The sequence below is a fragment of the Parerythrobacter lacustris genome (assembly GCF_024626475.1).
Classification (GTDB): Bacteria; Pseudomonadota; Alphaproteobacteria; order Sphingomonadales; family Sphingomonadaceae; genus Parerythrobacter_A; species Parerythrobacter_A lacustris.
Genome location: NZ_JANKHH010000001.1, coordinates 541,133 through 554,813 on the forward strand (window position 1 = coordinate 541,133; position 13,681 = coordinate 554,813).

The following is a 13,681-nucleotide window of genomic DNA, read 5'->3' on the forward strand; positions in this document are numbered from 1 at the left end:
CAGGCTGCCCATCGCGATTGCGAGAGGATGCATGGCATTACCCGACCTGGACGCCCACACAAGCTTTGCCGGGCGGACTGTCAGGCACCGGTATTGCGGCATCGGCCCGGATCGAGAAGGCCGTCGTTGGGGCAGGACTGCGTCGGCCGATCTGCCGAAATGCTTACATATACTGTTCGCGCACATTCGCAGGCACATTGGGGCAATGCCTGTGTTCCTGCTGCGTTGCGTCGTCGAAGAACGACGCCGGACCGGTCACGCGGATGGTAAAATCGCTGCTTTCGCCGACCGGATCGTCACCATTCCCGAAGGACCGACCGCGCACCCGATAGCGTCCGTTCCCGATATCATCGAAACCCGAGATCTGCATTGTCCCGTCCCATTCGCCGATCCCCTTGCTGGTGAATTTCACCAGACCGATCGGAGGATCGCCACCCTCTCCGCTGGCGATGGCTTCGGCGCAGCTGCTGCCATACGCGTAAAAGCCTTGCGGGATCGGCGGGAAACCGATGCTGGCCTTCGCTGCGGCAGGAGCCTTCCCATCGGCCAGCTTGGGAACCTTGGCGCGGAATGCCGCCTGCATCGACGGCGAGAGCTGCGCGAAAGAGCATTTCTGGAACGCCTCGTCGGAATACATGTAACCCTTCGGCCCGTCGCTGACCGACATGGCTTCGATCCTGCCGTTTCGGCCGGCCTTGAGGCCAAGGATGTCTTCGTCGGTATCGGCATTTTCCGCGTGCCAGACGAGGGTGTAACCGCGATAATCCTCAAAGAATTCGCTGTCGCGCGACGGCGGACCGACCCTGACGATACGGTTGCTCTCGAAGTAGGCCTCGTCCTGAAAGCCCGGCTCGGCAGGCATCACGTAACCATAGTTCGCGCCGTCGTAGAAAAAGGCCCGCTTGGTCTTGCCGCAATCGCCCCATTGGGTATCGCCGTAAATTCCTACGGCGATAGGCAAAGCCTTGGCCGGAGCGCCGGCATTGCCTCCGCCGGCTTCTGCCGTCCTCGTGTCGTTTCCGGCCACTTCGGCGCCGCCGGAGCCTGTTGCCTCGGACGTATCGCCGGAAGACCACCCGCAGGAGCTCAGCGCCGTCGTGGCAATGGCCAATACCGCGTAGCGACCGAGGCTATTGCCAATCTCCTTTGTCCGCATGTCGGAACCCCCGTATTGATAGTTGAAATTGCAATCTGCAGACTTTTCCGTCAAAACTCCGGTCTGCGTTGGTCGGCCGCATTCTGCCGCTTCCGCGCGTTGTCGGCCTCGCTGTTGGCGACACGCTGTTGCAACGTAATTGCTGTCTCGTAGGCCATCGGCAGATCGATCGCGGTGATCCTCAATTCATCGATCACTCCGTCGGCGTCCCAGCTGAGATAGGCTCGAATGATCCGGCCGCACCCGGCGCGCATGCCGACCTCCCAATCGGGCAGGGTAACCTTGCGATCGATGACCGCGGCATTGTAGAGGCCTGCGCCGTATCCACCCATGCCCACGAAGCTGTTGTCGAGCGCCTTGAAACATGCGTCCGACGATTGCTGGCCCATCCGCTGTCCAGCGGGCGTCCAATACCACAGCATCGTTCCGCCGCGCGTTTTCTGGCTGTTGGGGACCGACTTGATGAAGCTCGCAGTGGTCAGACCCTTGTGAGACATTGGCTCACCGTATTTGTCGACGAGACTTTCGATAGTGTTCGCGGTCGAGGGGCCGGTGGAGGAGCCATAGGTGCGGGTGTAGTGGATGCCCCAAAGCTTTTCCTCACCGGGCTCGGGGGTGAAGGCCCCCGCGAGCATTTTGGTGTTGGGTGAATAGCCCGAGGTAACCTTTGGCCCGGGCGCTCCCCAGCTTTCCGACTTGAACGCCGAATAGAATACATAGTCGCCCAGAGGCGTAATGTGCTGCTTTTCCTGATTGAAATTGCGATCGCCCTCCTGGATCGACAATCCCGCCTCGGCAACAGCCGTCAGCGCGGGCACCGGGCCCATTCCGATCTGGAGACCGAGAATGTCGATCAGCTCGGGCGGCGCGCTTGGTGCCGTCTGTGCCGGTGCGACTGCGCTTGTCTGCAGTGCCAGCAACGCGAGCATCGCTGTGGAGAATTTGATCACCTTCGGGTGTGTGAACCTGCCAGCCATATGAATCGGACTCCTTGCCGGTCCGGACCGAGGACCGATTATTGCATTGCAGTGGACCCGACGTATGTTCTGGCTGAGAATTATCGCGTTCGCGAAGCCCCTACAAGTATCAATGAAATCAGAGGCTGCACGCCGAGTTCGACCCAACCTCGCCTTACTTCGACGGCATCCGGATCCCGCCGTCCAAGCGGAACTGGTGGCCGTTGATATATCCGTTGCGCGCAATCTCGAGCACCAGCGAGGCGAATTCCTCCGGGTTGCCGAGGCGCTTGGGGAAGGGGACGCTGGCGTTCAGCTGCGCCCACATCGGCGGGTTGCGATCCTTCATGCCCAGCATCAGCGGGGTGGCGAAGATGCCCGGCATGATCGAGTTGACCCTGATCCCGAGATCCATCAGGTCGCGCGCCATCGGCAGGACGAGGCCGTTAACGCCGGCCTTGCAGCTGCCGTAGATCACCTGCCCGATCTGCCCGTCCTGCGCCGCGACGCTGGCGGTGAGGATGATCGCGCCGCGTTCGCCGTCTTCGGTCACCGGATCGCTGTTCGCCATGCCGAGCGCGGAGATCGACGCGACGCGGTAGCTGGCGACGAGGATGCCCTCGGCCCCGAAGGCATAGTCCTCGGTCGAAAGCCGCTTGTAACCGCCCACTTCCTTGTCCCAGCCCAGCGTCTTGCCGCGCTTGCTCGCCATCGCGCAGTGGAGCGTCAGCCGTTCCTGCCCGTGCGCGGCGCGGGCGGCGGCGAAACCATCCTCCACCGATTGCTCGCTCATGATGTCGACGTGGTGGAAGGTGCCGCCGATTTCGCGCGCAGTTGCTTTGCCCGCCTCGTCGTTGATGTCGAAGATCGCGACCTTGAACCCGGCCCCGGCCAGCGCCCGCGCGCTCGCCTGTCCCAGCCCCGATGCACCGCCGGTCACCACCGCGGCATGGCCCTGCGCAAAATCCATCGTCCTCTCCCTCCTGCCCTGTTTGCCGATTCGATAGACCGAAAGCTCCGCGCTGTCATTTGCGCTTCATCTGCCAAGGGCATATCTGTCGCAAACCGGATTCGGAGTTCCTGACCCATGACCTATCTCGCCCCCGATCGCCGCCGCTTCCTTGCCGGAACCGCCGCTTCCTTCGCCGCTCTGGTGGCCACCGGCTGCTCGGTGCGCACAGGCGGTGCGCTGGCCGGATCGCCGACCGGCTATGGACCGCTGGTGCCGGACCCCGCTGCACTGCTCGATTTGCCGAGAGGCTTTTCCTACAAAATCGTCTCCAAATTGGGCGATGCGATGGACGATGGCGGCACCGTGCCCGACCGGGCGGACGGTATGGGCTGCTTCGACCTCGGCAAGGGCAAGATCGCGCTGGTGCGCAATCACGAACTCGCCGCCGACCACGATAGCGGCGGCGCAAGCGGCCCGGCCTTCGACACCGTCGCGCGCAGCCTGATCCCGCTCGCAGGCGGGACGACCACGATCGTGCTCGATGCCAAGTCGCTGGCGGTGGAGAAGCAATACCGTTCGCTCGCCGGGACGATCCGGAACTGTGCGGGCGGGATCACACCGTGGGGCAGCTGGCTGACCTGCGAGGAGAATACGTCCAAGGCCGACGGACGAATCAACAAGGATCACGGCTGGGTTTTCGAAGTGCCCGCCGCCGCTGGCAGGCAGGTCGACCCCGTCCCGCTCAAGGCGATGGGGCGTTTCGTCCACGAAGCCGCCTGCGTCGATCCGGCGACTGGCATCGTCTACCTGACCGAGGACCGCAACGAATCGCTGCTCTATCGCTTCATTCCCAAGGTGAAGGGCAAGCTGGCCGAAGGCGGCAAGCTGGAAGCGCTCGTACTGGTCGACGGGAGTGCCGACACCCGCAACTGGGACATGGTCGGATTCGCGCCTGGATCGCGCCGCGCGGCGCGCTGGATCGCGATGAGCGACGTCGAGGCCCCGGAAGACGACCTGCGGCTGCGCGGTGCGGCAATGGGCGCGGCGGTGTTCGCGCGCGGCGAGGGCATCTGGATGGGCGAGGGCGAGATGTTCTTCACCGCCACCAGCGGCGGCGCGGTGAAGCAGGGGCAGATCTTCCGGCTCACTGTGGGCACCGGCGATGCGCCCGACATGCTCGACCTGTTTTTCGAAAGCACCAGCGCCGAGCAATTCGCCTATGGCGACAATCTGACCATCGCGCCGGACGGACACCTGATCGTGTGCGAAGACCAGTACAGCGACACGGTGAACAACCATCTGCGCGGGATTACGCCCGACGGGCAGGCTTACCCCTTTGCGCTGCTGCGGACGCAGACCGAACCGGCGGGGGCGTGCTTCTCGCCCGATGGCAAGGTTCTGTTCGTCAACGCCTACAGTCCGACCGCGACGCTGGCGATCACCGGCCCGTGGCCCTGGCTCGGCTGATCGCCGGGACCGTCGTCTGATGTCGGCGCTGCTCGCCGCGCTGCTGGCAGCGGTGATGACCTCGATCGGGAGCCGCGATCAGCTGCTGGTGGCCCACCTCGCCGGTCGTCTGGGCAAGGGATATGGCTTGCTCGCGACATCGCTGGCGGTCACCGCCGCCTCGACGGCGCTGGCTGCCTGGGCCGGATCGACTGTTTCGGCAATGCTGCCCGCTGCAGCGAAGCAGATGCTGGTGGCAATGGCGCTGGTGCTGGCCGCAGTCGAACTGGCATGGCCGCGCCGGAAAGCCCTCGCCACCGAGCCGACCCGCTCGCTCGGGGCGATCGCGATCGTTCTCGCCGCGCAGCAGATCACCGATGCCGCCCGCTTCCTCGTCTTCGCGCTGGCGGCCGCCTTCGCTTCGCCGACGCTCGCCGCGATCGGCGGTGCGCTCGGCAGCGGGGCGATGCTGGTGCTGGCCTGGGCGGCGCATGACCAATTGGCCAAGTGGCCGATCGCACCGATCCGCCTCGGGCTCGCTGCCATCCTGCTCGTGGTCGGGGTCGTCATGGGGCTCTCCGCACGAGGACTGATCTAGCGATCGATTCTCTCGATTATTGCAAGCGCCACAATCGCCGGACCCATTGGGCATGCCCTGCGTTGAATGGGTGACCTATTCACGCAACAGGAGACAGCGGCATGGCCGACAAGGGCGACAACTCGAAAACCGAACTTATCGCGGCGCTCAACGGCGCGCTGGCCGATACCTACGCGCTCTATATCAAGACCAAGAACTTCCACTGGCACGTCGCCGGGCCGCGATTTCGCGACCTGCACCTTATGTTCGACGAGCAGGCGCAGCAGATGTTCGCCACGGTGGACATCATCGCCGAACGCGCGCGCAAGCTGGATGGCGATACGCTGACCTCAATCGGTGCGATTGCCAAGCTGACCAAGATCAAGGACCAGGATTCAACCTCGATCGGTCCGGACAAGATGGTGGCCGAACTGAAAAGCGACAACGAGACGCTGCATGCCCGGCTCGAAACGCTGAAGGATGCGGCGGAAGCGGCGGGCGACAACGCAACCAGCGCCTTAGTCGACGAGTGGATCGATGCCTGCGAGGAACGCATCTGGTTCCTGCGACAGACTGGCAAGTAGGGCCGCGCGCTCAGCATCGAGCCAGAGCAATGGGCCCAGCATGTGCAAAGCCCACCAATGTCGCCTGTGCGCCGGCGGGTTTTTTGCTATCGCACGCAGATGGCAAATGTAACGATCATTGAACGTTCCTACGATGGCATGGTCGCGGACTGGCTCGCACAGCGACTATCGGCGGCACTGGCTGCCACCGACGGCAGGATTGCGATCAGCGTGCCGGGCGGCTCGACCCCGTTCCCGATCCTGGAGCGACTGGTCGACAGCGCCATCGACTGGTCGCGGATCACGGTCTGGCCGGGCGACGACCGGATCGTCCCCGAAGTTCACCCCGCCAGCAACACCGGCAAGATCCGCGCCCTGCTCGAGCCGGCGGGCGCGCAGGTCGAGCGGCTGGAGGATGCTGCCGAAGTGCCGCATTTCGCGCTCGTCTGGCTGGGCATGGGGGCGGACGGGCACATCGCGTCGCTGTTTCCCAACACCGATCCGCAGGTGGGCGACCCGCAGATGCTCCGGCGGCTCACCCCCGATCCGCTGCCGCCCGAGGCCCCGTTCGACCGGATCACGCTCACCATCCCCGCGCTACTGCGCAGCGACGCGCTGGTGTTCGTCATCCGCGGGGAGGACAAGCGCGTGGTGTTCGACGCAGCGGCGCGCGGCGAGCACGATCTGCCGATTGCGCGACTGCTCGGCGCAGCGACGCAGGAAATCACGTGCTTCGCCTAATGCCGGCCGGCCTGCACCGCCGGGCCTATCGCACCGCGCATGCCTTGCGAAAGCTGTGGTGGCGGCTGACCCGGCCCGAGCTCGAAGGGGTCGCCGTCGTTGCCACCGATCTCAACGACCAGCTGCTGCTGATCCGGATGAGCTACGGTTCGGGCGGCTGGAACCTGCCGACGGGCGGGATCGCCAAAGGCGAGCCGCTCGAAGCCGCTGCCCGCCGCGAGCTGTTCGAGGAAACAGGGTGCGAGGCGGGCCGTCTCGACCTGCTCGGCGTGCAGGAGGAAGTGCTGTCGGGCGCATCGAACCGGGTGCATGTCTTCGCCGCGCGCGTTTCCGGGCTACCGAGGGCCGACGGACGCGAGATCATCGAGGCGCGCTTCTTCCCGATGCATTCGCTGCCCGAACCGCTGACCCACACCACCCGCCGCAGGCTGGAACTTTACCGCGAGGCGTCACAGCAGCGATAGCTGCGCCTCGTCGCGTCCGCGCTCCGGCTCTGCACCTTCGCGCTCGAGATTGGACAGAGTCAGCCCCATCAGCCGGATCGGCAAAGGCAGCGGCAGCATCTCTTCCAGCAGGCCGTGCGCCACCCGCGCGAACTCCGTCTTTCCCGGCACATTGTGCGGCAGAGAATGCGCGCGGCTGGCGATGCGGAAATCGGTGTATTTCAGCTTGAGCGTGATCGTGCGGCCCTTGGCTTCGGCGCGCTCGATGCTTTCCCACACGATATCCACGATGTTATCCAGCGTCTCGCGCAGCAGCAGGCCGCTCGAAATGTCCTCGCCGAAGGTGCGCTCGCCGCCGACCGACTTGCGGATGCGGTTGGCGCGCACCGGGCGCAGGTCGATCCCCCGCGCGGCGCGATAGAGATACTCCGCAAAGCTGCCGAAATGCTGGCGCAAGAAGGCGACATCCTTCGCCGCGAGATCCGCGCCGGTTTCGATCCCCAACTTCGCCATCTTCTCCGCGCCCTTCGGCCCGACCCCGTGGAACCTGCGCACCGGCAGCGACTGGACGAATTGCGCCCCTTCGCCCGGGCGGATTACGCATAGGCCGTCGGGCTTGTTCTGGTCGCTCGCCAGCTTGGCGAGGAACTTGTTGTAGCTCACCCCCGCGCTGGCGGTCAGCTGCGTCTTGGCGCGGATTTCCTGCCGGATCAGCTCGGCGATGCGGGTGGCGCTGCCGATGCCGAGCTTGTCCTCGGTGACGTCGAGATAGGCCTCGTCGAGGCTGAGCGGTTCGACCAATTCGGTGTGGTGGCGGAAGACGGCGCGGATCTGGCGGCTCGCTTCCTTGTAGGCATCGAAGCGGTGGCGCACGAAAATGAGGTCGGGGCACAGCCGCCGCGCGGTGACGCCGGGCATCGCGCTGCGGACCCCGAACTTGCGCGCCTCATAGCTCGCCGCCGCCACCACCCCCCGCCCGCCCGACCCGCCGACCGCCACCGGTTTGCCGCGCAGCTCGGGATTGTCGCGCTGCTCGACGCTGGCAAAGAAGGCGTCCATGTCGACATGGATGATCTTGCGCAGGCCGATCGGGGCCTCGGGCGCGTCGCCGTCCTCTTCGTCCTCTTCCACCATCGCCCTTGATTACGCCCCTGCGCGGCATTTCGGAACCATCTGGCGGCAAAATTCCTTCTGCACTGCACAACGGACTTTCCTTTTGCCGACCGAGCCACCAAGGACCCTGCCATGCTGACCGCCGGCCATCCCGACCACCGACTGAGCGAACGCGAACTGATCGTGCTGATGGCGCTGCTGATGAGCCTGCAGGCCTTCGGCATCGATTCGATGCTGCCCGCGCTCGGCGTGATCGGCAGTGATCTCGGTGCAACAGGAAACGAGCGCCAGTTCGTGATCGGGGCCTATTTCCTCGGCTCGGGTATCGGGGCATTCTTTCCCGGTGCCTTTGCCGACCGGTTCGGACGCCGGCCGGTGCTTGCCGTGGGCCTGGTGGTCTATGTCGTGTTCTCGATCGCCTGCGCATTCGTCACCGCGTTCGACTGGCTGATCGGCCTGCGGCTGGTGCAGGGCCTGTTCTGCGCCGGGCTGAGCGTGGTCCCGGCGGCGATCGTGCGCGACCGGGTAGGCGGCGACCGCATGGCGCGGTTGATGAGCCTGATCATGATGATCTTCCTCGCCGTGCCGCTGGTCGCCCCGACCATCGGCCAGGCGATCCTGACCGTGCTCGACTGGCGCTGGATCTTTGGCGCGATGGCGGTGATGGGCACGCTGGTCGGTATCTGGGTGTGGCTGCGCCTGCCCGAATCGCTCGTGCCCGAAAACCAGCAGGACATCGAACCGCGCACCATCTTGAAGAACATGGGCAACGCGCTGATGCGGCGCGATTCGATCGGCTATGTCATCGGCAGCGCGCTGGTGTTCGGGTCGCTGTTCGGATTCCTCAATTCCTCGCAGCAGCTGATCGGCGAGCATTTCCATGCGGGCGAGAGCTTCGCGCTGATCTTCGGTGCGGCGGTGCTCGGCATGGTGGTGGCCAATTTCACCAATTCGCGCATCGTCGAACGCTTCGGCGCGCGGCGGGTGAGCCATGCGGCGCTGCTGGGGTTCATCGCGGCGAGCATCGCGCAATATATCTCCGCCGGACGCGCAGACCAGCAATTGTGGGAATTCGTCCCGATCCTCGCGGTCTCAATGGCCTCGCTCGGCTTCATCGGCGCGAATTTCAGCTCGATCGCGATGCAGCCGTTCCACCAGATCGCCGGCGCCGCGAGTTCGGCGCAGACCAGCCTGCGCATGGTGAGCGGCGCGGTCCTCGGCAGCGCGATCGGCTTCGCCTACGACGGCACCGCGCGCCCGCTCGCCACCGCGATGCTGAGCTGCGGGCTGCTGGCACTGGCGGCGATCCTGTTCAGCGAGAAGGGGCGGCTGTTCGCGCGGCGGACGGTGCAGAGCTAGTCGGCAGGTCGGCGAGCGCTGGGACGGCGGGTCATTCACTCCCCAGCCGCCGCCACGCCAGCTCGGCGAATTCGCACAGCAGCGGCCGCGTGTCGCGCGGATCGATAATGTCCTCGACATTGAACCGCTCGGCGCTGCGGAAGGGCGAGGTGACTTTGGCAAGGCGTTCGCGGATCGCTGCCAGTTCGGCGGCCGGGTCCTCGGCGGCTTCGATCTCGCTCTTGTAGGCGACTTCCAGACCGCCGGCGATCGGGAGCGAGCCCCAGTCGCCCGAGGGCCAACAATAGCGATACTGGTAGCTGCTGTCGTTGCTCATCGCGCTGCCGGCGATGCCATAGGCGCGGCGCATCACGATGCTGGCGAGCGGCACGGTCGCCTTGTAGACCGCATTCATCGCCTGCACACCGTAGCGGATCGTACCCGCCACTTCCGCCTCGCGCCCGATCATGAAGCCGGGGTTGTCCACCAGATGCACGATCGGCAGGCGGAACTGGTCGGCCAGTTTGACGAACCGCTCGACCTTCTCGCTGGTCTTGGCATCCCACGAGCCGCCGAGATAGCTCGGGTCGTTCGCCAGCACCATCACCGGCCAGCCATCCAGCCGGGCGAGGGCAGTGATGCAGGCACGGCCCCATTGTCTGCCGATCTCGAACACGGTGCCGTGATCGAACAACAGCTCCATCGCGCGGCGCATCGAATAGACCTGCTTGTCCTCGCGCGGGACGAGGCTGAGCAAGGCTTCCTCCCGCCGGTCGGCGGGGTCGCCGGTTTCGATGCGGCGGGCGAGCTGGCCGACATGCTCGGGCATGAAGCTGAGGAAATGGCGCGCACGGGCGAAGGCTTCGGCTTCGCTTGCCACTTCGTCATCGACCACGCCGTTGCGGGTGTGGATCGCGCTGCCGCCGAGCGCTTCCTTGGCTTCCTCGTGGTTGGCCGAGCCGCCATCCTTCCACGCTTCGCCCAGACCGTCGACGACCGCCGGTCCGGCGGCGAAGATCTGGCTCAGGCCCTTGACCATGATCGAGTAATGGCTGGCGACGATCCGCGCGGCGCCAAGCCCTGCGGTCGGCCCGAGCGCCAGCGCGACCACCGGCACGGTGTCGAGGTTCCTGACCACCTCGCTCCACATGTGGACCGCCGGGATATAGGTCGCACCGATCATCTCCAGCGTCTTGACGCTGCCGCCGCCGCCGGTGCCATCGATCATGCGGATGATCGGCAGGCGCAGCTCGTGCGCCATCTTCTCGGCCTGCTCCATCTTGCGGCCGATCCCGGCATCCGCCGCGCCGCCGCGAATGGTGAAATCGTCCGCCGTGGCGACCACCGGGCGGCCGTTGATGGTGGCCTTGCCGAACAGGAAAGGCGCGGGGAGGACGCCCGTCAGTTCGCCGTTCTCGTCATAGGAGCCCTTGCCCGCGATCTTGCCGATCTCGCGGAAGCTACCCGGATCGACCAGGCCTGCGAGCCTTGCGCGCGCATCCATCTTGCCCCGCCCATGCTGGCGCGCGACCTTGTCCGCGCCGCCCATCTGCTCCGCCAGCGCCTCGCGGGCGTGCAGTTCTTCGAGTTCCTTGGCCCAGATCACGTCAACTCCCCTTCCCTAGAGGGAAGGGGTCGGGGGATGGGTGTACCACGCCCGCGGATGTCGAACCCCCACCCCCGCCCCTCCCCACGGGGAGGGGAGATATACCCGCATCACTCAGTAGCAGGCTCCACCACGCACAACACCGCCTCGACCTGCACCTGCGATCCCTGCTCGACCGTCAGCCCGCTGACCGTCCCGTCGAACGGCGCGGTGAGAGCGTGCTCCATCTTCATCGCCTCGAGCACCAGCAGCCGTTGCCCGGCGGTGACGGCCTGGCCTTCGCTGACATCAACCGCGATGACCTTGCCCGGCATGGGAGCGATGATCGCGCCATCGGCGGCGGAGGCTTGGCCGGTGCCGCGGGCTTGATATAGAGTAATGCGGTGAGTCCGTCCGGCTTCCGTGATAATTGCTGCGTCACCTTCGTGATCTGCGTAAAGCTCTGACGGCCAGCGTTCAGGAATATCGACGACTTGTGGGCCTGCCCCCCAGTCCAGCGTAATCGCTCGCTGAGGCGTAGCATTTAATCTAAAGCCAAAACCGCCGACGGTTTTGGTCGGAGTCTCCGACCCGCTCAAGACGTAGGCAGCGGTTTCCAAATGGGTCTGCGACGGATGCTCATCTGGAATTAGCGCATCGCCACGCGCGGCGATCAGACCGGTCGTCATATCGCCGTCCTGAAATGTTTCGTCGTCGAGCAGCGCGACCACGAAGCCGGCGTTGTTCTTGACCGGATAAATCTCTGTCTCCGACAGAATGTGGCGGAGCTTGCCGATGGCGAGTTCTCTCGTCTCCGAATGGGCAATCGCCTTGGCGATCATCGGGTCATAAAACGGCGAAATATCGGAACCTTGTTCCACACCGGTATCGAAGCGGACGCCGCCACCTGACGCGTGGAAATCGAACCGGTCCAATCGCCCGATGCTCGGCAGAAAGCCTTTCGCCGGGTCTTCAGCGTAAATGCGGGCCTCAATGGCCCAGCCGTTGATCGAAAGTTCATCCTGCCGTTTCGGCAACACCTCCCCGCTCGCAACCCGCAGCTGCCACTCCACAAGATCGACCCCGGTGATTTCCTCGGTGACGGGGTGCTCGACCTGAAGGCGGGTGTTCATCTCCATGAAGAAGATGCGGTCCGCGCGCAGGCCTTCGCTCGCATCAGCGATGAATTCGATTGTGCCTGCGCCCTCGTAATCGACTGCCTTGGCCGCGCGCACGGCGGCCGCGCAGATCGCTTCGCGGGTGGCTTCGTCCATGCCGGGGGCGGGGGCTTCCTCGATCACTTTCTGGTGGCGGCGCTGGAGCGAGCAGTCGCGCTCGAACAGGTGGACGACGTTGCCGTGGGCATCGCCGAACACCTGCACCTCGATATGGCGGGGCGAGGTGATCCACTTTTCGAGCAAGACCTCGTCATTGCCGAAGCTGGCCTTGGCCTCGCGGCGGCAGCTTTCGAGGCTCGCGGCGAAATCGGCGGGCGCATCGACCTTGCGCATCCCCTTGCCACCGCCGCCCGCGACGGCCTTGATGAGGACGGGATAACCGATGGCCTCAGCCTCCGCCGTCAGCCGCTCGACCGACTGGTCCGACCCGTCATAGCCCGGCGTCACCGGCACGCCCGCGCTGCGCATCAGCTGCTTGGCCGCGTCCTTGAGGCCCATCGCGCGGATGCTCGAAGGCTTGGGGCCGACCCAGATGAGGCCCGCATCGAGAACCGCCTGCGCGAAGTCGGAATTCTCGGAGAGGAAACCATATCCGGGGTGGATCGCATCCGCCCCGGTCTGCTTGGCCGCCGCAATGATCTTCGCGCCCACCAGATAGCTCTCGGCAGCAGGCGAGGGGCCGATATGCACCGCCTCGTCGGCGGAGCGCACGTGGAGCGCCTTGGCATCGGCATCGGAATAGACCGCCACGGTGGCGATCCCCATCGCGCGCGCGGTGCGGATGATCCGGCAGGCGATCTCGCCGCGATTGGCGATCAGGAGCTTCTGGATCATTTCCTTGTCCAGGCCGCCGGCGCGCCGAGCTCATCGCAACGTTCAGGGCGCTCCATCGTGAAGCTGGTGTTGGCGACCTTCCAGCCATCTTCACGCTTTACGAGGCTGAGCGAATTGATCCCGCAATGGGTGGTCTCGCCGTTCGCCATGAACCGATACGGCCCCCACACATGGGCCATATCGCCGTCGTACAACACGGTGTGCTGGAACATCTGTTCGTCGATTCCGGGAGGCGATTTGAGCCAGTTCTCGAGGTGCTGGGCGACCGAGACGAACACGATCATCGGTGCTGCCGGATCCATCCGGTCGTGGATGGTGATCACTCCGCCCGGCTCCATCTGGCGGGCAAGCGCCGTCTTGTCCTCGCTGCGCAAGGCGTTGAAGAAGAGCGACACGGCCACGGTTATCTCGCCGGATTTCGTCAGATAGATCGTGTCGTCTACCGGCTCCTGCGCGTGCAGCGGAGCGGCGGCGAGCGTCAGCATGGCGATAGCGGCTTTAAGGGCATGTCTCATAAACGCTGGATTAGCCACCGCTCCGGTTTGTGTCGAGACGGGGGATTTGTTTCTCGCAGAGAGGGCAGAAGCAAGGATGGGCGGTGAGAAGAGTTGCGGCGAAGCCGCAGGATGTTCTCGCACTAAGCCACCAAGCCACCAAGGCACAAAGATTGAACACCGCACCACCCAGCCAAGTCGCACCTTAGTGGCTTAGTGTCTTAGTGCGATCCTAAATGGCCGCTGCGCGGCGGGGGCGACCTTTCCCGTTTCGCTTTCCTCTGCGTCTCTGCGAGAAACCAGTC

General features: G+C 65.0%; 13 protein-coding genes. 6 read left to right on the forward strand and 7 right to left on the reverse strand.

Translation table 11 applies throughout. The features are described 5' to 3' along the window. Positions 1-163 precede the first annotated feature (163 nt). From NSO95_RS02700 to NSO95_RS02710, 3 genes are all read right to left on the reverse strand, one after another. The gene (locus NSO95_RS02700; RefSeq protein ID WP_257594601.1) at positions 164-1,156 is read right to left on the reverse strand and encodes a hypothetical protein; all 993 of its coding nucleotides are present in this window, start codon (positions 1,154-1,156) and stop codon (positions 164-166) included. A 50-nt stretch (positions 1,157-1,206) separates the two neighbouring features. After that, positions 1,207-2,133, reverse strand: a complete 927-nt coding sequence (locus NSO95_RS02705; RefSeq protein WP_257594602.1) for a hypothetical protein — start codon at positions 2,131-2,133, stop codon at positions 1,207-1,209. 154 nt (positions 2,134-2,287) lie between these two features. Beyond that, on the reverse strand, positions 2,288-3,082 hold the full coding sequence (locus NSO95_RS02710) for an SDR family oxidoreductase (protein ID WP_257594603.1): 795 nt from the start codon (positions 3,080-3,082) through the stop codon (positions 2,288-2,290). A 117-nt stretch (positions 3,083-3,199) separates the two neighbouring features. Between NSO95_RS02710 and NSO95_RS02715 the strand changes: the two genes are divergently transcribed. The 5 genes from NSO95_RS02715 to NSO95_RS02735 all read left to right on the forward strand — a co-directional run bounded on the left by NSO95_RS02715 (position 3,200) and on the right by NSO95_RS02735 (position 6,855). Beyond that, a complete protein-coding gene (locus NSO95_RS02715; protein ID WP_257594604.1) occupies positions 3,200-4,531 on the forward strand; it encodes an alkaline phosphatase PhoX in 1,332 nt (443 codons plus the stop codon). 19 nt (positions 4,532-4,550) lie between these two features. After that, positions 4,551-5,108: a hypothetical protein gene (locus NSO95_RS02720; RefSeq protein WP_257594605.1), complete on the forward strand. Its 558-nt coding sequence runs from the start codon at positions 4,551-4,553 to the stop codon at positions 5,106-5,108. 101 nt (positions 5,109-5,209) lie between these two features. Further along, positions 5,210-5,671 carry a Dps family protein gene (locus NSO95_RS02725; RefSeq protein WP_257594606.1) on the forward strand — a complete coding sequence of 154 codons (462 nt, stop codon included), beginning with the start codon at positions 5,210-5,212 and terminating at the stop codon, positions 5,669-5,671. Positions 5,672-5,770: 99 nt separating this feature from the next. Next, positions 5,771-6,391 carry a 6-phosphogluconolactonase gene (locus tag NSO95_RS02730; protein WP_257594607.1) on the forward strand — a complete coding sequence of 207 codons (621 nt, stop codon included), beginning with the start codon at positions 5,771-5,773 and terminating at the stop codon, positions 6,389-6,391. Further along, positions 6,379-6,855 carry an NUDIX domain-containing protein gene (locus NSO95_RS02735; protein WP_257594608.1) on the forward strand — a complete coding sequence of 159 codons (477 nt, stop codon included), beginning with the start codon at positions 6,379-6,381 and terminating at the stop codon, positions 6,853-6,855. The genes NSO95_RS02730 and NSO95_RS02735 overlap by 13 nt, the downstream gene beginning before the upstream one ends. Here NSO95_RS02735 and dinB read toward each other — a convergent pair. Beyond that, positions 6,841-7,968: a DNA polymerase IV gene (gene dinB, locus NSO95_RS02740; protein ID WP_257594609.1), complete on the reverse strand. Its 1,128-nt coding sequence runs from the start codon at positions 7,966-7,968 to the stop codon at positions 6,841-6,843. The two genes, NSO95_RS02735 and dinB, sit on opposite strands and share 15 nt — an antisense overlap. Before the next feature lie 111 nt (positions 7,969-8,079). Between dinB and NSO95_RS02745 the strand changes: the two genes are divergently transcribed. Further along, complete coding sequence (locus NSO95_RS02745) at positions 8,080-9,306, forward strand: multidrug effflux MFS transporter (protein ID WP_257594610.1); 1,227 nt, start codon at positions 8,080-8,082, stop codon at positions 9,304-9,306. 31 nt (positions 9,307-9,337) lie between these two features. Here NSO95_RS02745 and NSO95_RS02750 read toward each other — a convergent pair whose 3' ends face one another. The 3 genes from NSO95_RS02750 to NSO95_RS02760 form a co-directional block, all read right to left on the reverse strand. Continuing rightward, positions 9,338-10,891, reverse strand: a complete 1,554-nt coding sequence (locus tag NSO95_RS02750) for an acyl-CoA carboxylase subunit beta (RefSeq protein ID WP_257594611.1) — start codon at positions 10,889-10,891, stop codon at positions 9,338-9,340. 110 nt (positions 10,892-11,001) lie between these two features. Continuing rightward, positions 11,002-12,882, reverse strand: a complete 1,881-nt coding sequence (locus NSO95_RS02755) for an acetyl/propionyl/methylcrotonyl-CoA carboxylase subunit alpha (RefSeq protein WP_257594612.1) — start codon at positions 12,880-12,882, stop codon at positions 11,002-11,004. After that, positions 12,879-13,397, reverse strand: coding sequence for a hypothetical protein (locus NSO95_RS02760; protein WP_257594613.1), 519 nt, complete (start codon positions 13,395-13,397; stop codon positions 12,879-12,881). The genes NSO95_RS02755 and NSO95_RS02760 overlap by 4 nt, the downstream gene beginning before the upstream one ends. Between the last annotated feature and the right edge of the window lie 284 nt (positions 13,398-13,681).

Bases quoted from the DNA above. Each gene is read 5' to 3' on its own strand.
- NSO95_RS02710 (WP_257594603.1), bottom strand. From the start codon at position 3,082: ATGGATTTTGCGCAGGGCCATGCCGCGGTGGTGACCGGCGGTGCATCG.
- NSO95_RS02760 (WP_257594613.1), bottom strand. From the start codon at position 13,397: ATGAGACATGCCCTTAAAGCCGCTATCGCCATGCTGACGCTCGCCGCC.
- NSO95_RS02715 (WP_257594604.1), top strand. From the start codon at position 3,200: ATGACCTATCTCGCCCCCGATCGCCGCCGCTTCCTTGCCGGAACCGCC.
- NSO95_RS02745 (WP_257594610.1), top strand. From the start codon at position 8,080: ATGCTGACCGCCGGCCATCCCGACCACCGACTGAGCGAACGCGAACTG.
- NSO95_RS02705 (WP_257594602.1), bottom strand. From the start codon at position 2,133: ATGGCTGGCAGGTTCACACACCCGAAGGTGATCAAATTCTCCACAGCG.
- NSO95_RS02730 (WP_257594607.1), top strand. From the start codon at position 5,771: ATGGCAAATGTAACGATCATTGAACGTTCCTACGATGGCATGGTCGCG.
- NSO95_RS02725 (WP_257594606.1), top strand. From the start codon at position 5,210: ATGGCCGACAAGGGCGACAACTCGAAAACCGAACTTATCGCGGCGCTC.
- dinB (WP_257594609.1), bottom strand. From the start codon at position 7,968: ATGGTGGAAGAGGACGAAGAGGACGGCGACGCGCCCGAGGCCCCGATC.
- NSO95_RS02755 (WP_257594612.1), bottom strand. From the start codon at position 12,882: ATGATCCAGAAGCTCCTGATCGCCAATCGCGGCGAGATCGCCTGCCGG.
- NSO95_RS02720 (WP_257594605.1), top strand. From the start codon at position 4,551: ATGTCGGCGCTGCTCGCCGCGCTGCTGGCAGCGGTGATGACCTCGATC.
- NSO95_RS02700 (WP_257594601.1), bottom strand. From the start codon at position 1,156: ATGCGGACAAAGGAGATTGGCAATAGCCTCGGTCGCTACGCGGTATTG.